This is a genomic window from Paucihalobacter sp., from assembly GCF_036825875.1.
Taxonomy (GTDB): domain Bacteria; phylum Bacteroidota; class Bacteroidia; order Flavobacteriales; family Flavobacteriaceae; genus Paucihalobacter.
In genome coordinates, this window is the sequence record NZ_DAISXK010000008.1 from 1 (window position 1) to 19207 (window position 19207).

The 19207-nt window shown below is 35.0% G+C and carries 12 protein-coding genes; 7 read left to right on the top strand and 5 right to left on the bottom strand.

Annotation, left to right across the window (positions count from 1 at the left end; all coding sequences use genetic code 11):
* The coding region (locus V7Z48_RS03775) for a CARDB domain-containing protein (protein WP_334112061.1) at positions 1-7586 on the bottom strand (7586 nt) is incomplete at its 3' end.
* Positions 7587-7965: 379 nt separating this feature from the next.
* On the opposite strand from V7Z48_RS03775, the gene V7Z48_RS03780 reads away from it, so the two are divergent.
* The 6 genes from V7Z48_RS03780 to V7Z48_RS03805 all read left to right on the top strand — a co-directional run bounded on the left by V7Z48_RS03780 (position 7966) and on the right by V7Z48_RS03805 (position 14540).
* Positions 7966-8760 carry a DUF1853 family protein gene (locus tag V7Z48_RS03780; protein ID WP_334112062.1) on the top strand — a complete coding sequence of 265 codons (795 nt, stop codon included), beginning with the start codon at positions 7966-7968 and terminating at the stop codon, positions 8758-8760.
* On the top strand, positions 8757-9332 hold the full coding sequence (locus V7Z48_RS03785) for a pseudouridine synthase (RefSeq protein WP_334112063.1): 576 nt from the start codon (positions 8757-8759) through the stop codon (positions 9330-9332). Before V7Z48_RS03780 ends, V7Z48_RS03785 begins: the two co-directional genes overlap by 4 nt.
* Positions 9333-9429: 97 nt before the next feature.
* On the top strand, positions 9430-10110 hold the full coding sequence (locus tag V7Z48_RS03790) for a TetR/AcrR family transcriptional regulator (protein WP_334112064.1): 681 nt from the start codon (positions 9430-9432) through the stop codon (positions 10108-10110).
* The gene (locus tag V7Z48_RS03795) at positions 10111-11787 is read left to right on the top strand and encodes a peptidase domain-containing ABC transporter (RefSeq protein ID WP_334112065.1); all 1677 of its coding nucleotides are present in this window, start codon (positions 10111-10113) and stop codon (positions 11785-11787) included.
* Positions 11780-13132 (top strand): HlyD family secretion protein, encoded by a 1353-nt coding sequence (locus V7Z48_RS03800; RefSeq protein ID WP_334112066.1) that lies wholly within the window; start codon positions 11780-11782, stop codon positions 13130-13132. The genes V7Z48_RS03795 and V7Z48_RS03800 overlap by 8 nt, the downstream gene beginning before the upstream one ends.
* A 1-nt stretch (position 13133) precedes the next feature.
* Positions 13134-14540, top strand: a complete 1407-nt coding sequence (locus V7Z48_RS03805; protein WP_334112067.1) for a TolC family protein — start codon at positions 13134-13136, stop codon at positions 14538-14540.
* 3 nt (positions 14541-14543) lie between these two features.
* Here the strand turns inward: V7Z48_RS03805 and V7Z48_RS03810 are convergent, their stop codons facing one another.
* The 3 genes from V7Z48_RS03810 to V7Z48_RS03820 form a co-directional block, all read right to left on the bottom strand.
* Entirely contained in the window at positions 14544-15284 is a 741-nt protein-coding gene (locus V7Z48_RS03810) for a hypothetical protein (RefSeq protein WP_334112068.1), read from the bottom strand.
* Positions 15285-15369: 85 nt separating this feature from the next.
* The gene (locus V7Z48_RS03815; RefSeq protein WP_334112069.1) at positions 15370-16884 is read right to left on the bottom strand and encodes a DEAD/DEAH box helicase; all 1515 of its coding nucleotides are present in this window, start codon (positions 16882-16884) and stop codon (positions 15370-15372) included.
* A gap of 136 nt (positions 16885-17020) precedes the next feature.
* A complete protein-coding gene (locus V7Z48_RS03820) occupies positions 17021-17500 on the bottom strand; it encodes an Hsp20/alpha crystallin family protein (RefSeq protein WP_334112070.1) in 480 nt (159 codons plus the stop codon).
* A gap of 256 nt (positions 17501-17756) precedes the next feature.
* Here V7Z48_RS03820 and V7Z48_RS03825 point away from each other — a divergent pair, with 256 nt between their 5' ends.
* A complete protein-coding gene (locus V7Z48_RS03825) occupies positions 17757-18320 on the top strand; it encodes an ExbD/TolR family protein (RefSeq protein WP_334112071.1) in 564 nt (187 codons plus the stop codon).
* A 365-nt stretch (positions 18321-18685) separates the two neighbouring features.
* On the opposite strand, the gene V7Z48_RS03830 is transcribed toward V7Z48_RS03825, so the two are convergent.
* Complete coding sequence (locus V7Z48_RS03830; RefSeq protein WP_334112072.1) at positions 18686-19129, bottom strand: 3D domain-containing protein; 444 nt, start codon at positions 19127-19129, stop codon at positions 18686-18688.
* Positions 19130-19207: the final 78 nt, after the last annotated feature.

Below are 19207 nucleotides of genomic sequence, written 5' to 3' on the forward strand. Positions count from 1 at the left end.
ACAATACAATCACCCAATATGATTTCGACCTTATAATCTCCATCCTCGGTTGGTGTAAAACTCTGATTGGTTTCTTCAGAAAGTAAGGTGTTTGGACATCGATACCACTGGTAGGTTGCACCAGCTTGATTTGAGATCAAAGCACCGGATACTTGAGTAATGCTGGTGTCGAGTGGTGTACCATCGCCATCGTCTATAAGCGTTACCAATTGAATCAATTGAGTTGTATTTCCAGATGCATCAATTGCGGTCCAAGTAACTTCTGTTTCACCAATTGGAAAAAATTCAGGTGCGTTGTTGCTGATGGTGACGTCGCTGCAATTATCGGTGGCACTGGCCTGACCAAGATTTATCTCGCTAGGCTCACAGCTACTCCCGTTAATTGTTAAATTTGTTGGGATAGAAAGATTTGGTGCTATAGTATCTTTAAACTCCCCTATTATGTCATTATCTAAATCATTAAATTCTTGTACGGTAGAATTTTTGATTTCAGCTAAAATTTGATATTCAGGGTTTATCACAGTATATGTGATGGACGTAGAAGTTAAACTTTGTGCGTCAGCAAATATTGGCACCATGTCAATTGGCACCGTATTGTTTTCGGTAACATAATAGAAGTGAACTTCTGCATCGGCACTTAATTCACCTTCATTTTGAATCTCAACATTAATTTGGACTAATTCGCCCACCTGCGGGCAATACGTACTAAAATCTATCTGAGTAAAGAGAAGATTAGGTGCTGCCCCTACTATCACAGCCCTAGTTGCTTCGTTATTGAAATAGTTAAAATCGTCAGCTTCCTGATCTACATCTACAAAGCCTCGAACTATTTTTACACCAGGAGTTGAACTGCTGTATGGCGTTACTACAGGAACCGTAGCTAATTGTCCGGCGCCCAATCCTTGAACTTGGATATCCTCACCTAAAGGCACATCATCAACCGTTACTCGAATTTTAAATGGCGTTGTGGTATTCGCGCCAATATTTTCATAGGAAATAAACAGATCAATTGCTTCATTTATTTCAGGATTGAGACTGGTTGGTGAGATATATTCCGATAAGATTCTTAAATCTGGTTGCGGTGCTCTTACCAAAATGGTTTCTGAAATAGTGTTATTGGTCTCATCACATTCTATATAAACATTATCGCGATCGGCCACCATTTCCAATTGAAAGGTTCCTAAATTTGTGAAAGTGTAAGGAATAGATACAAAAAAACCAATATTATTATAGGTTGGATTAAGCTCTGGTATGATGGTAGATCCTATTACCTCGCCATCCAAAAGAAAATCAATTTCAACATTTGTAGCTGTGAACAAGCCAAGGTTTCTAACCCGGCCAGAAAGAGTATATTCCGTATCGATAATAAATCCACTAATCAAGACAGGTTCTAGTTGTCCTACTTCAAAATCAACGCATAGCGGCATACTGGCCTTATTGTCAAGCTCTGAAGATTCAACAATTAAATTAAGCGGATCGAGGTCTACTAAGACTGAGTGGTTTCCATAGGTAGCCAAACTTGTTTCGTATTCCAACAGCACTTCGGAATTCGCTGCCAAGCCCGTACTTACTGTGACAGCCTCAGATCTAATAACTCCATCCTCAGTAATTTGAAAATCCACATCAAAAGATTCTTGAATAGAGGCCTGACCAGTGTTTCTTACTCTAGCTTTTATTAGAAAGTTTTCTCCTTCCCAGGGAAGTCCAGGATCTACAGACAGGTAGGTTTTGGTTATAAAAAGGTTTGATTTTGGCGGAATAAAGCGCACCAGTCTTGCAAATTCATTGTTATTTTCATTGTATTCTATAATAGTTCCTGACCCCAAGGGTTCATCAACTTTAATTCGGATTTCGTGGTCTTCCTGTGTGGCAAATTCAACAGTTAGCGGATAAGTAATGATGCCACATCGATTAAGATTATCATAGCTTCTAGTATCGATGAGAACGTTATCCAAATAAACGTTAATGTTAAAAGTTTCAGCTGAAATAGCTGCTGCAATATTATCAACCCTAACTGTGAAACTAAATGGTTGGACCATCGTTGAACTACCACTAATTAGAGACAGTTCTGGTGTTAAATCGGGAAGATCTGGGTAGATAGTTGCTTTTTTAATTGCAGTATTGTTGTCTCGATTTCTATCATCTACCACATTTAATACATCCGCAATTGCAAAAAATGAACAATTATTTTTATCGAAACAACTTCCAATATCAGAAACAATCGTAACCACAAAATTATAAGATAAAGATTCACCAGGGGCTAAAGAGTTTATAACAACTTCTGCTATGATTCCTTCACAAGAGTTGTAGCGGAATGTGAAGTTATTTGCAGTAAGTTCTCCAATATTGGTTACGGTTGCCACTCCCGTAATTTCTTCACCAACTTCCACTGCGATTTGGTCTAAAGATATACTGGCCATAAGATCTGCTTTGGTAGGTAGCGGTATTACTTCTACTTGAAAGGAAGGTATGTCACCCGTTAAAGTATAATCAGTAACACTACCAGTAAATGTATAAATTCCAGGCGTATTTGGCATTTGTACTGAACGGATGAAAGTACCATTTGAGCTAGTGGTGGTTTGGAAGTTATTATTTTCATAACTAAAAGACACATTTACTCCGGCTGCATCAGGGTTTATATCTTCATCAATTCCGAAATAAGAAGCGTATCCAGATATGGTGACAAAACCACCAGCATAAACGGTGGTAGTATTGGGAGCAGCTGTGGACTGAATGCCACCAGGCAGCACATAGTTGCCCGCAATCACTGGTCTAATAGCAAAGTTATTAAGCTCGTTAATTTCCAATAAAACATCTGTTTCGTCTATAACTACTTTGATAGGATAGAAACCAGGCGCAGCAAAACTGTATGACCAAGACAGATCGATGTGGGAATTTGGCTGAAGATTATCGACAATAGTTGTGAAAATTTGAGTTTCGCCATCATAAGCTGAAACCACAAAATTATTAGCAGGAAAATCGGAAATATTTCTCACCCTTGCAAAAATTGTAATGGTCTCGTTGGTACTTGGATTATCATTCGTGAAAGTGATATTGTTGGCGAAAATGGCCACATCAAGATTACTAACCGATACAATTGGTTGGTTGACAAATTCCGTATTTGCTTGGCAATTAAATTCATTTTCAGTTACAACACGTGCATTCCATATGGTATTATCACTTAGTCCTGTAACAGTAACTTGATAAACTTTCCCATCGGTAAAATCTAAATCACTAGGGTCAATTTCAGTCATTGCCAAAATCAAATCTCCAGGATCTTCTGCGGATCCGTTATTATTGGCATCAAGTTCTAGCCTGGGATAGCCAATTAACAAGCTGGTATTACTTGGATCGGTGTAGGTTATGGTAAACGTATATTCAGTATCGCTTGTGCCTATTATTGGGCTGACTTGTAAGTTAGATAAAGAACTTTGGCAAGGTACAGGAATACAGTCTCCACCAATGCATGTTTGTCCTGGAGGACAAGTAACAGTAGCACAAGGATCACTGACATTTACTTCATTTGCTCCAATACTTGGTGGTTGATTTCTAAGCAGACCATCGATGTCCACTGTTACTTGAGGTAGAAATATCCCTGCGTTTTCGTATGCGGTTGCAGTGGTATACAGTGCTTCATCGGAAGTAAATAGAGGATCCACATTTAAACTGTTGAAGTCTATTCCACCAGTCAAAGTAAACCAAGCGTCTAGATCCGTCGCATCAGTTGAAAGCCATCGGGCTAAACTAGGCCCTGAGGTGAAGTAGCCGTTATGGTTGATTTCCTCCAGTCCATTGGTATTGTTTACACGAATGGCATAGCCGGTGCTGGATTTAAAAATGTTGTTTTTGATTTTATTTCCAACACTGGATGATCCTCCGGAGTATTCAATCGAAGGTCCTGTTGTCTCCGTGCCCAAAATGTTATTGTGAAAAATTTGGAAGTGCGAAGTATTAGAAATTAAAAGAGCAGCTGAGGTATTCGTATTCGTAAAAAAGTTATTAGTAATCAATACAGGGTTTTCCACAGTATTTGATATTCCATTGGTAAATTCAGCTCTAGCACCAAATATTCTATTTCCCTCAAATACCAACCCATTATATATAACATTGAGCGATAAAGCTTTTCTCGAAGCGCTGGTAGATAAAGTATGGATAGTATTTCTCTTAATTATACCGCCGTAGATGGGAGATATATTAATTCCTTCCAATCTCCAGGATTTAATCTCGTTGTCTTCAATGCGTAAATTCGTTAATGGCGTAAAAACATCATTCAATCTGAAATAAATTCCATGAGATCCTCCTTGGATCTTGTTATTGATAAATTGGATATTATCTGCTGATATGGGATTAAAAAAAACAACCGCCCATGAAAGTGAAGTGCCTGCGTTGTCATTTCCCAAAATTTGACAATTTTCAAAACTAAGGTTTGAAATAGTATTGTAAGCCTCCAAAACCCGACCAACAGATGAAATACTTGTGGAAGCGATGGTCATATCTTTAAAATATATGTGCTTGGCATTGTCAAAACGAACTACATAATTCGTAGCAGTACTGGTAGCCAACCATTGCAATATCACATCATTGGAATTGGCTGTCTGAGATTCAAATCGGATGGTATTAGCATTGGAAGCTCCTAATATAGATGGGATTACAATTTGCTCGTCGTAGGTTCCGCTGGCAACTTTAAAAACAACAGGACCAACTATACTATTACTAACCATGGCATTAACTGCGGCACTGAAGGATTGGAAATTTCGTTCCTCTGTAAGTTCTGAATTAATGGTATATTCTCCAGACATAGGTACCAGTGGTGGCGCGGTAAATTCATCTGCACCCCTGCTTGGATTAACCGCGTTTCTAACCTCACCATCAATATCTTCAGTTACTTCTGGAAGTCCTATTCCAGATGAAGCATAAGCTGGTGCATTGGCATGAAGATCGGTAGTAGTGACAAACTGAGGATCGAAATTCAAAGTATTAGCGTCAAATCCTGAGGCAGTTTGCCACTCCTCCAAACTTCCAATTTCGGTACTAACCAAAATACCCAAGGCAGTTCCTGTGGTAAAATAACCATTGTAGTTCCAGTCTTCAATAGAATTTGAATTGGCAATTCTTATAGCAGCGCCTGAACCCGTTTTTATAAGGTTATTAATTACCCTAAGTCCTCCTATTCCCTCTATTCCCCCTGCTGATTGGAGGCCTAATCCAGCTCCTGAATTTAAGATACTGTTATGATAAAAATTAATGTTGGTCAGATTTCCCAAGTCAACGCTTAAAGCAGCATCTGATGAGAAAAAGTTGTTAGCAATAAGACCTTTGTTTTGACTGGTTGCTGTTAAAATTTGAAAACTTCCCGCTCCTCCTGCACCTCCAATAAACTTGTTTGCAGTGATTTTAATAATGCCAGTTATATTTCCTGCTGTAATTGGTCTTGTGTTTGCAACCGTTGTTGTAAGGAGCACATCATTATCTTCTATAATTACATCTGATACACCCGAAAGGCTAATACCTGTATGATTAGTATTTCGAAAAGTATTGCCCCTAACCGTGATCCCTGAGATTATGTTTTCATTCGATGTCCTTGTTATAGCCAACCCTTGAAACCCACCTATAAACTCACAATTAATGAATTTGATATCGTTAGAATCTTGAAGATTAAAATAAACGTTGGTTCTATTTGTATTTGTTCCTGACATATTACCGCCAAGAAACCTAACGTTTTCTGCTTGAAAGTCATTAATACTACCAAATCCTACTAAATTTCTTCCTATCGTACTGCTGGAGCCATTTACTGAAATTGTGAGGTTTCTAATTCTTAAATGAGAAGTATTGTTTAGAGACCATACGAAATTTTTTACGGCACTTGGAGTGATAGAAATAATAACATCAGTGTTATTACCTGAGGCTGACTCAAAGGTAATTGTATTATCGGCTGAACTTCCTTCTATATTAGCAAGTTCAATTTGCCCTGAGTAAGTGCGGTTTGCTATCTGAAATATTACAGGAGCAGAAATTCCATTTAAATTTAAAGCCGTTGCAGCCTCCAGTACCGATATAAAGTTTCTGTCTCCTGAACCATTAAAATCAACAGTGTATGTCCCAGCCAAAGGAGCTTGAGGAATACCAATATATTCAACGGCACCGATGCTCGGTGTAGCACTTCTAGTTTCCCCATCGATATCTGTTACCACCTCGGATAAAGTTGCCCCTGAAGTTTCAAAAAGCGTTGAAGTTGGTCGTAAATCAGTATCTGAGTCAAAAAACGGATTTCCAAAAAGTGAGTTCTGATCGAAAGTTCCTGATTCATTTTGCCATGACTCGAGTGAAGAATATAATGTAAATGGGAAGCCAGTGTTTATCCGAACTAAATTGCTTCCAGTATTATAATATCCATTATAATCAAGATTATCTAAACCATCTAAACCACTATCTAAATCCAACACTTGCCCCCCAATAGTTTGGATTAGATTGTTGACAATACTTACACCACTTCCAGAAAGTCCTGCGAAATAAATCCCGTTTCCAAAACCATAATTATTCAAAGTGTTATGATAAAAGTTGAGTTGTGAGACTAGATCTAATCTAACGATATGAATAGAGCCGTTAGAGGTACCTGCTACAAAGTTATTAGCCACTAGACTCTTTGTACCTGAGGTATTAACTACATTTGTCAATCTCATGCCATATAAAGTAGAACCAATAAATTTATTTTTTAGAATTTGAACTGTTCCTCTTGAATCAGTTAGAATCAGCGATGATGAATTTCCAGCAGAACTATTTATTAATACGTCATTTTCTTCAATTCTAGGCGCCAATAATCTGCTGAGATCCAGTGCACCGAAATGATGGTTGCGAAACGTATTTTCAGAAATTAAATAACCTTCTGCAGGATTATTAATGTCATTTGACCCAATCAAAATCATGGCAGTACTACCACCAGAAAATGAATTCCTCAAAAACTGCAAGTTTGAGGAAGATGCAAGTTCCATGTAAATTAAAGCTCTAGAGTTAAGGGTGCTAGATGTATTTGGCGCTGAAAAAATAACATTTTCAACTATAAGATTATTTATAATACCTGTTCCGGTTAGAATTCTTGAATTGGAAGAATTTAGTGAGGTTAGTCGTATGTTTTTAAACCTTAAATGTGATGCTCCAACAAGATTGACAGTGTAGATAGCCGCAGGGCCAGAATTAAATCTAAGTTCCACGTCTTCATCATTACCTGATTGACTCTGAAAAGTAATCGTGTTGGTTTCTGATGCGCCAGTTATAGGATTTAGAACCACTTGCTCGGTATATAATCCAGTTTGAATGTTAAAAACTACAGGACCTGAAACACCGTTTGTAGTAAGGGCAGAAACTGCATCGTTAAATGTGGTATAATCACCCCCTGATCCAATCGTGTAAGCTCCATTAAGTTGAGAAAATGATGCATGCGTCATTGCGAAAAAAGACATCAAGCAAAAAAAGAATCTTATTAATACTTGTTTCGGTGTTTTCAAAATTGATAAGCTGTCTTTAATTTTTAATAGTTTAAAATCTGTAGTTTTAGATTTGATTAGGAAGTGTTTTAGGTTGGTTGCCATAGCTTTTTGATTAAATGTTTTAAATATGTATATTTTTTCACTTCGTAAGATCATAGTACAACTCACTTTTATAAAATTAAATTGATAAAGCGGCACTATTATTACTAAGAATATTTAATGGTAAAACTAGCTCCGTGATAGGAAACTGACTATCACATATGTAACAAATGCTATCACATATGTAACATTTTGAAAAAAATTTGTAAGAAAATTTTAATAAAAGTGTAGTTTGTAGATAAAATTGACATAATTCCAAATTTGGAATTAAATTTAAGCGCGTTGGATTTACAATAATAGAATTTAAAAATAAGGAGCTTTTTTAATACTAAAATGGCCCCCTTTTGAAATATATTTACAAAAAAATAGCTTAATTATCAATTTGCAATCTCAATACGAAGGATATTTTTACACACCGTTATTATGGCATGGTAGCTTATTAGGAGGTTTGAAATACTTTGAGTTAGATAATAATGTGCTAAAAACATTTAATGGAATTATTCCTGAGCGCTTAAGACTAGGTAAACGTGTTGAGTATTTTGCTTTAAGTAACCTATCGCAACAGTCGCAAATTGAATTAATCGCAAATAATGTTCAAATACAGCGTGAAAAAATAACCTTGGGTGAATTAGACTGTATTTTAAAAATGAATGGACAGCTAACACACTTAGAAATTGTTTATAAGTTTTACCTTTATGTGCCGGATTATGGCAAGGGATTAGGTGCGTGGATAGGACCCAATAAAAAAGATAGTTTAATAGAAAAGTTAAACCGACTCAAAAATCACCAGTTGCCACTACTCCATCAGCCTGAATGTATTAATTATTTAAAAACCAAACAAATTGAAATCAATGTTATTGTGCAACGGGTGTTATTTAAAGCGCAATTATTTTTACCTGAAGCTTTAGATGATGTCGATTATGAAGGTTTGAATGAAGCTTGTATTGCTGGTCGATACATTCATTATATTTTTTTTAATAAATTCAGAGATTGTAAATTCTTTATACCTGATAAATACGATTGGCTGGTGATCCCACACAGCAATGTGGACTGGGTTATTTATGAAAAAGCCATCTTCAATATTAAAGAATTTATAGATCGTGAATTTTCTCCTTTAGTTTGGATCAAACATCCAAATGGTGTGATTCAAAAATATTTTATAATCTGGTGGTCATGACGCATCAACATTTTGTTATTTACAAACCGTACGGCTATTTGAGTCAGTTTGTTAACAATCAAAATAAACGACGCAATAAAAAGCTTTTGGGCCCTTTATATCAGGTTCCTGACGGTTGCATGGCAATTGGCAGACTTGATGAAAAATCTGAAGGACTTTTAATGCTCACAACCGATGGTAAAGTAAGCGAATATATTAGAAGCATTTCTGTTGAAAAAGAATACTGGGTGATGGTTGATGGAGTTATTTCAAAACAGGATTGTGAAATGCTAAATAAAGGTGTTGAAATTGCAACCGATTCAGGACTTTATATAACGCAGCCCTGTGTGTCCTACCCTATTCAAAGTCCGAAAAACATACCAAAAAGATTTGTGAGAGATTCAAAACACGGAGAAACCTCGTGGTTGTGTATCATTGTGACCGAAGGTAAATTTAGACAAATCCGTAAAATGACTGCTAAAATTGGATTTCCTACGTTAAGATTGGTGCGCACTAGGATCGGTAATTTTAGTTTAAAAGATTACAAAGAATCGTTTCTTCAGGAAGTGGCCATTTCCGATGTATTAGGCTAATTTATAATTCTAGCTTTATTTATTTTAATAAAATCTTGTTAAAGCTATTTGAAGTTAATAGTAACACTATTAGATTTGCGCAATTATATGTTAAGTTATGAAACACTTACTATCAAATATTAAAGTAAACGTTAACAATCAGGTATTTAATAAGGATCCTGAATCGTCAGAATTAGGTAAAAAAATTATTGAGCACAGTATCATCCTCATACACGAGATAGGATTTGATGCCTTTACCTTCAAAAAATTGGGTGAGCACATTGGTTCTAATGAAAGTTCTATTTATCGATATTTCGACAATAAACACAAATTACTCATATACCTTACTTCATGGTATTGGGCATGGATAGAATATCAATTGTTACTCAATACAAATAGTATTTCCAATCCGTTTGAAAAACTAAAAAGAGGGTTAGAGGTAGTCGCACAGGAAAATGTAATGGATTTTGGATTTCAACATATTAACGAAATTTTGCTACATCAAATCATTATTAGTGAGTCTTCAAAATCATATTTAACAAAAGAAGTTGATGCCGAAAATAAAGAAGGTTATTTTATGATTTATAAGCGTTTGGTGAAACGTATTGGTGACATGATATCGGAAGTTGATCCAAATTATATCTATCCGCAAAGTTTAGCTAGTACCGCTGTTGAGTCGGTTTTACACCAACAGTTTTTAAAGCAACATTTTTTAAGTATCACCAATTGTAATGATGACGTGAGTCCGCTGCAGTTTGTAACCGATTTGGTAGTGAACAATTTAAATCCAGTTAAATAAATGACAAAACAACTAATCACCTCTTGGCAACGTCTTATCAACCTACTTAGAATGGAACGAAAAGATGTTCTTCAAATTTTGTATTATGCCATTTTTGCTGGTGGTCTCAGTTTAATTTTACCATTGGGTATCCAAGCAATTATTAATCTAATCCAAGGTGCGCAAGTTAGTACTTCATGGATTGTTTTGGTGGTTTTGGTGACTTTAAGTGTCGCTTTTACTGGAACATTGCAATTAATGCAGTTACGTATTGTAGAAAACCTTCAGCAGAAAATATTTACAAAATCGTCAATCGAGTTCGCCTATCGTTTCCCGAAAATTAAAATGAGTGAACTGCATAATTATTATCCACCTGAATTGGCTAACAGATTTTTTGATACGCTCATGGTTCAAAAAGGCGTTTCAAAATTACTACTAGATATTCCTGCATCACTATTGCAAATTATATTTGGTTTATTACTACTTTCTTTTTATCATCCTTTCTTTATAATATATGGCTTGTTTTTAATTATATTAATTTATTTAGTATTCAAATTTACAATTACCAGAGGTTTAGAAACGAGTCTTTTAGAATCTAAGTATAAATATAAAGTTGCACATTGGATACAAGAAATTGCACGATCTATTATTAGTTTTAAATTGTCGGGTAAAACCTCGTTAGCACTTCAAAAAAACGATGTTTTAGTAAAAGATTATCTATCAGCAAGGGAAAACCATTTCCGCATTTTGGTAATCCAGTATATTCAAATGATTGGCTTTAAGGTACTAGTAACAGCTGGATTGCTGCTAATAGGCGGTTTATTAGTACTCAATCAGCAAATGAATATAGGCCAATTTGTGGCCGCCGAAATCATTATTTTATTGGTTATCGGTTCTGTGGAAAAACTTATTATCAGTTTAGAAACCATGTATGATGTTTTGACTTCTCTTGAGAAAATCGGTCAAGTGGTCGACAAAGATCTTGAAAGTCAAATAGGAGAGAAACCATTTAAAGAGAATGAATGTTTTAAAATTAGTCTAGAAAAAGTTTGTTATACCACTCCGAAGAGAGATTATCCAATTCTTAGTGATATTAGTTTTGTAGTGGAACCTAAATCAAGTTTGCTCATTCAAGGAGCCAGTGGCGCAGGAAAATCAACTTTACTTCGCATTATTGCTGGAGTACTAGAACCATCAAGAGGCGACATATATATTAATGATGTTTCATTAAAAGGTATTTATCTCAATCATTATCGTGCGCAAATTGGACATTCGCTTTCAGGTGAAACACCTTTTGAAGGTACTATTCTTGAAAATATCACCTTCGGTGACGCTGCCATTTCTGAGGAAACTGTGAATTGGGCAGTTGGAAAAACCGGATTAAGAGAATTTGTAAAACACCAACCGAAAGGCATTAAAACAATGATTTATCCTGAGGGTAAACAAATATCTGAGACAGTTGCAAAAAAAATCTTGTTAGCGCGTGCTATTGTTAAAAAACCTTCGCTTTTAATTTTGGAAGACGCTTTAGAGCAATTTGATACAGAAGAAGCTAACAAAATTATTGACTTTATTCTAGATAAAAACAATAAATGGACACTTATAGTAGTTGGTGAACAAAAACATTGGAGAGAAAAATGTGAAAGAATTATCGAACTAGAAAATGGTAATTTAATAAAAGATAGTCGTCATGCTTAATATTTCAAAGAAACCCATTAATAAAACGGTTGACCTATCAAAATACACCAATAGTCAACGTGTTTTTCACAGAGAGCATTACAAGCAGTACAACAGATTCTTAGCTGTATTTGCTTTGGTGTTATTGATTATATTATTTTTACCTTGGACTCAGATTGTTTCTGGTGAAGGTAATGTTACCACACTCACACCCGACCAACGACCGCAAACAATTCAATCGCCAATCCCTGGAAGGATTGAAAAATGGTATGTAAAAGAAGGTGAATATGTTAATAAAGGCGACACCATTCTTCATATTTCAGAAATTAAAAATGAATATTTCGATCCTCTATTAGTGAGCCGAACAGGCCAGCAAATTGATGCCAAAAACATGTCGGTTAAATCATACGAGGAAAAAGTAAAGGCACTTAACACACAAATAAACGCTTTAAATACTGAACGTCAATTAAAACTGAGTCAAGCGCGTAACAAACTTCTTCAATCTAAATTAAAGGTTGAGAGTGATAGTATAGATTTGGAAGCGGCCAAAACCAATATCGGTATTGCTGAGCGTCAATACGAGCGTGTTGTAACTCTAGAAAAAGAAGGACTTAAAGCCATTACCGACGTTGAAGAGAAACGTCTTAAATTACAAGAAACACAGGCTAAATTAATATCACAAGAGAATAAACTTCTCACTTCCATTAACGAGGTTATTAATGCTGAGATAGAAATAAATCGCATATCCGCTGAATATGCAGATAAAGTTTCTAAAGCTCAAAGTGAAATGTTCACGGCGCAGTCCAATCAATTTGATACCAGTGCACAAGTAACCAAACTTGAAAACGAACGCAGTAACTATGAAATGCGTACCGAAATGTATTATTTGAGAGCGCCACAAAACGGTATTATCAATAGCGCTATCCGTGGTGGTATTGGAGAAACCTTTAAGGAAGGTGAAAGACTTGTCGGCATTATGCCGGCTGGTTATGATATGGCGGTGGAAACTTTTGTAGCACCAATAGACTTGCCTTTAATTTATCCAGATGCCAAAGTACGTATTCAATTTGATGGTTGGCCAGCTATTGTATTTAGTGGATGGCCAAATGTATCCTACGGAACTTATGGTGGAAAAGTAGTAGCGATTGAAAATTTTATTAGTGACAATGGTAAATATCGTGTTTTAATCGCTCCAGATCCTGAAGCTGAAGAATGGCCAACTGATGTGCGTGTCGGTTCGGGCGCCTTTACCATGGCGTTACTTGAAGATGTGCCAATTTGGTTCGAATTGTGGCGTAAGCTTAATGGCTTTCCCCCAAATTACTACCAACCCAATAATTTAGATGCCAAAGTAGGCAGTAAGTAAAATGAAGAGAGTCATTTACATAATGTTGTTTCTGATATCTAACCAATTTTATGGACAACAGATTCAGGATACCCTTATATTTAATTTTAAAGAATACTTAGGTTATGTGAAGAAATTCCATCCTGTTGCCAAACAAGCCGAACTTACAATTGGTATAGGTCAAGCGACGCTCATGAAGGCCCGTGGCGGTTTTGATCCTAAGGTTGAAGTTGATTACAATAGAAAAGAATTTAAGGATTCTGAATATTATAACGAACTCTATTCAACCTTTAAAATTCCGACTTGGTATGGTATTGAACTCAATGCTAACTATGAAAATAACAGAGGCGAATTTTTAAATCCAAGAATGACCATGCCCGATGATGGTTTGTACAGCGCTGGTATTTCAGCTTCGCTGTTACAAGGTTTATTAATGAACGATAGAATGGCAGATCTTAAAAAGGCTAAATTTTTTAGAGAACAAACAAAAGCCGATAGAGATATTCTTGTCAATCAAATTCTTTACAACGCCGCAGTAGCCTATTTCAATTGGTTGCAAGCCTTTCAAGAAGTAACCATTTACAAAGATTTTTTAAGCAATGCTGAAACAAGATTTAACGGTATAAAGCGAAATGCCATCGAAGGCGAAATTGCGGCTATCGATACAGTGGAAGCGAAAATTGCTGTTCAAAATAGAAAATTGAGTTTAGAGCAAGCCAATTTAAACCTAATAGAGCGAAAGCTTCGATTGTCTAATTTCTTGTGGCTTAATGATGATATTCCAGTTGAATTACAAGACAATGTTATTCCTGATATTAATTTAGCATTAGATATTGACAGCAGTTTTGAAATAATGGGATTAACGCTAGATCAATTTAATATTGAAAACCATCCGATGCTACAGTCTTTAAATTTTAAAATTGAAAGTTTAGATGTGGACAGGCGATTGATGGCTAATAGATTGTTACCACGATTAGATGCCAACTATAACTTTTTAACGGAAACGCCAGAAATTGCCAGAAGTTTAAATACCAACAACTACAAAGGCGGTATTAGTTTTCAACTGCCGTTATTTTTACGGAAAGAAAGAGGCGACTTAAAACTGGCTCGGATTAAAGTTCAAGATGCTAAATTTGAATTATTGAATACCGAAATTGAAATTCAAAATAAAGTGATTACCATTTTTAATGCCTTAGAATCTTTTGAAAAACAAAATGAATTAATTGAAGGTATTGTTAACGATAACCGCCTAATGCTTCAAGCCGAGGAACGAAAATTTAGTTTTGGTGAAAGTTCGATATTTTTACTAAACGCTCGGGAAGTCAATCTAATTGACGCCGAATTGAAAGCGATAGAAGTTCAAAATAAATATTACGAAGCAAAGGCGAAACTGTTTAATAGCCTGTCGACCAACCCAACAAGTTTATAAGGATTAATTTTCTTTGGATTCCTTGACTTTTTTAGGTTCTTCCTTGTAGCCTAAAGGTTTTTCATTAATAAAAACGATGGTTGCTTTAACGCCGGTAAGTAAATTCCATTCTTTTGAAGATACCAAATTCCCTTTGTCGTCATAGATAATTAATTCTGCGGTATTCGGACCTGAATCACCTTGGTTCAAAGCTTGGAAATCAATTTTATTAAGACCATCTGCTAAATTTACAGAAATGGTTTTATAAGTTCCAGTTAAGAGTACATTAGCAGCAATGACCTCTTCATTTAAAAGAATTCTCACAATATCGCCATCAGGAAATTTATGATCTCTGACCAATAAATTTACATTTTTTGAATAGATTCTAAACTCACCCATAAATTGGTCTTCCATTGATTTGGGCTTGATGCCTTCATCTTCAGCTTTTTTTCTCCAGCGCTCTTCAAATAGTTCGCCGGGGTTGCGCAGACTATTATCATCAAGCATGGAAAAGGGCTTTTTTGGTACATTTAAATCAAAACTTTTATCGGGAGTATTGATACCACTAATTTTATTTTGAGGTGTAATTTTTTCTCCTTGTTTAACCTTAGATTCGGCTTTTAAATCAAGTTTAGTGGTGTCTTTTTTTTCTTCAGTTTTAATAGCAGGAATTTTTATAGACTTATTTCTACTATCAACCTGAGCCATCACGTTAATTTGATAGCCTAAAAAGACTAAAAGTAGTAAGTATTTAAAATTCACCATGGTTGTTTTAATGATTTACATTTTCAAAAATCATACCTAAAACTAAAGTAAACGAAATTATATGTAATTAGTGTAAAATAAAACGTTAAAACTTCCCGTTGAAACTCAAGCGTAAGCGTCGGTTGTACTCTTCAAATAGCCAGTCTTTGTAGTTTTGAGTGCTGTTCATCATACAATAGCAATATTGCTTGATACGATAGTCAATTTCGTCCATTAACAGTTTTGCCAAAGCCCTAGCTTCAAAAACATCTTCGCTATTTTCTATACAAATATCGGCGTGTTGTGCAATAGACTTTTCGATTGCCATGAACGATTTTTTACCTTCGGCTACCACTTCTTTGTAAACCGCTTTCATATCAAAATCAAGGCTTTCAGATTTATTAAATTGAGATCTGAGCACATCGGGCATGACGTAAACAAATTCGCGCTCGATGGTTTCATCGTCTCTAATGTTGTCTAGGTAAAAATCAGGATACTTAAATATATGTTGCCAATCTACCATTTGATCCCATGGACCGAATCGTGCCAAATTATTACCAAGGTCTACCACTTGAAAGCTTGATTTATCGTCTAAAATTCGCGAACCTCTACCAATCATTTGAAAGTATAAGGTTAGCGATCTCGTAGCACGATTTAAAATGATAGTTTCAACAGTAGGTTCGTCAAAACCTGTGGTTAAAATACTTACAGAAGTTAAAATTCCGTCTTTGGTATTTTTAAACCATTTAAGAATTTCCTTGCGTTCTTGCTTGTTGCAGGTATTGTCTAGATGGCGAATATTATAGCCCGCCCGATGAAAGGCGTGGTAAACATCTTTAGAGGTGTTGATACCATTATTAAAAATGAGTGTTTTTTTTCCTTTGGAAACTTCTTCGTAAGCGTAAATTAATTTGTTCAGCATTAAACTATTTGAGTACAAAGCTTCCGACGATTTTACCGTATAGTCACCATTAATACCAACTTTTAAAGTGTTAAGCGACACATCATATGAATAGGTTTTAGCTTTGGCCAAATATCCGTTTTTGATTAAAGTTCCAATGTCGTCTCCTACAATTAGTTTATTGTAGTTGTCTTTCATTGGAAGTTTGATATTAGAGCTTAAAGGTGTTGCAGTAACACCCAAAATAAAACAATGCTGAAAAAATTTGAACAATTTTCTAAATGAATTGTAATGGGCTTCATCTATGATCACTAGTCCAATATTTTCTAAAGTGAATTGATCGTCGTTCAATCGGTTGTTCAAGGTTTCAACCATGGCAACAAAACACTTAAATTCGTCTTGGTCTGGTAGGGTTTTAACCTCGCTGTTAATTATTTTATTTTTAACCTTGAAACCAGAAAGTACTTTAGAGGTTTGCTTGCAGAGCTCGACACGATGCGTTAATATGACAACTTTTTTATCGTAATATTTGATGTAACGTCGCACAATTTCGGAGAAAACCACTGTTTTTCCACCACCAGTTGGCAATTGATAAAGCAGATTAAAATTCTTTGGAGCATTTTCTAAAACGTCAAAAATGCGATACAAATCGGCCGACTGGTAGTCGTACAATCGTTTTTTGGTTGCATCTGAAGTTTGAGAAGTTGCTGAAACAGGCATAAACACTTTTTATTGAAAAAATTCCCACAAAATTAAGCTTAAATAAGGGTTATATAAGTCTATTGTTGAAAAGAATTAATAAAAAAAGAGAAACCAAGGCTTTTGATTTCTCTTTTTTAGGCAATCAATAAGGTTTTTATTTAACTTCTATGCGCTTTGGTGGCTTTTGTTTGGCTTCTTCTCGCTTTGGAAGCATAACCAGTAAAATACCATCATTATAATTGGCATTTACCCTATCGGACTCAACGGTATCTGGCAAGGTAAAAGTTCTTTTAAAGGAAGAATAACCAAATTCTCTTCTGGTGTAATTACTTTCTTCTGTTTGATTTTCTGTTTTTACTTCAGAAGAAATAGACAAAATCTTGTTGTCCACTTCAATTGAAAAATCAGATTTTTTCATTCCAGGAATTGCCAATTCTAACACATACTGATCGTTGGTTTCTTTAATATTAACCGCAGGTAAAGTGATTCCTGTGTTAAAATTCGACATAAATTCTGTTCCTAAACTATTTTCAAAAAAATTGTCAACCCAAGATGATAAACTTGGTAAGGTTGATACGTTTCGTTTTTTTGAAAGGTCATTACCATTTTTTGGCATTGTTACTAAAGTGCTCATGTTAATCAAATTTTAAGTTAAACATTTAATTCACTTACCATATAACAAAAAAAATACCATTGGAAAATATTTTTGGAAAACTGTCAATTTTACAGTTATAAAGGTCATTTTGACATTTTTATGAATTCACGCTTATAGGGATTTATAAAAAAAATGACTCAAAAACTGTTTATTTGATGATCTCTTTATTAGGAGTTTGGTATTGTTATTGATTTGTTAATAAAAACTTAAAATAACAACATTAAACCGCAATTAAATGAAAACTTTTAGAAGAACCGTTAACGCTGTGAATGCTGGGTCAATGGCCGACATTGCATTTTTATTATTAATATTCTTTTTGGTTACCACCACCATTTCCACCGATAAAGGTATTATGAGACAGTTACCAAAACCTTGCCTGGACAATTCAGACTGCACTAGCTTTAGAGAAGAAAGAAATACCCTATCTATAATTTTGAATGCCAACAACGAATTGATGGTCAATCATAAAAAAACTGAATTACAGCAATTAAAGCAATTAATTATTGATTTTGTAGATAACAACGGAGGCGGCAACTGTAATTACTGCAGCGGAAATCGGACATTAGAATCGTCTGAACATCCAAAAAAAGCATATATCGGATTACAAACTAACAGAAGTTCTAATTATAAATCTTTTATAGCTGTTCAGGATGAAATCACTCAGGCTTATTATGAGATGCGTTTAAAGTATGCAGAAAACAAATTTGATACACCGCTAAATGCTTTAAGTTCCTATGATTTAAGGACTGTTCAAGAGGCCTACCCTTTTAATTTAATAGAATTGAATCAAAAGCAATAGATGATAAAGTACTGTAAACTAAATAAATTATTGTTAAAATTTGTTAAATCATTACTTTGTTATGCATAGTACTGTAACAAAAGTTCAACACAGGCGTCTATCTTGTATAAACATTAAATAAATAGAAATCATGAGAACTTTAAACAGCAACCAAATTAGCAATTCCAACCCAAATACTAAAAGTTATGCTTGGAACAACAAAAGACGTTTCAGAGCTTAATTCAAAACCTACAATCAATCAAAAAACGAACCTATCATGAAAACACTTTCAAAAATTATCGATTCCGATACCAATCAAAATGAAGATTGGGAAAATGAAAAAAAATTCATTTAATCGTGCAGCCTTTTAACAACTGGTAAACTCATCACTTACCGGTTTTTTTTATGTTGGCTATAGTATCATTAATTAATACACCATATTCAATTTCTACCTTCCTTCTACCCCATTTTCTGGCTGCTTTTACATCTTCTCCCATATAAATATCGATTTTGTTTTTCCAACGTGGGTGCATCCGATCTTTCACCCAATAAATAGAATCAAAACCTTCAATTTTCACAGGTGTATCCCGCTTTAATCCTTTACGATACAAATCTCTAGAAACTGCTATATAAGATAATCCAGGATAAATACTATCCCCAAAAGCAGTAATATTTGGGTTGGAATCAGTTTGATTTGCTAAAGAATTATAGGCTGTTGCTGTTACGGTTAAGGCATGCCAATGATATTTAGACTCATCAAAATCGCTTTCAGTTTTATTACAAGCTTGAAACAAAGTCATAACAAAAAAGATAATAAGAACTTTTTTCATAAATTAAAATTAAACAAAACACAGCAAATTTTCAATATTAAATGCATTGTTGTATTTTCACAAATATTCAAACCATTT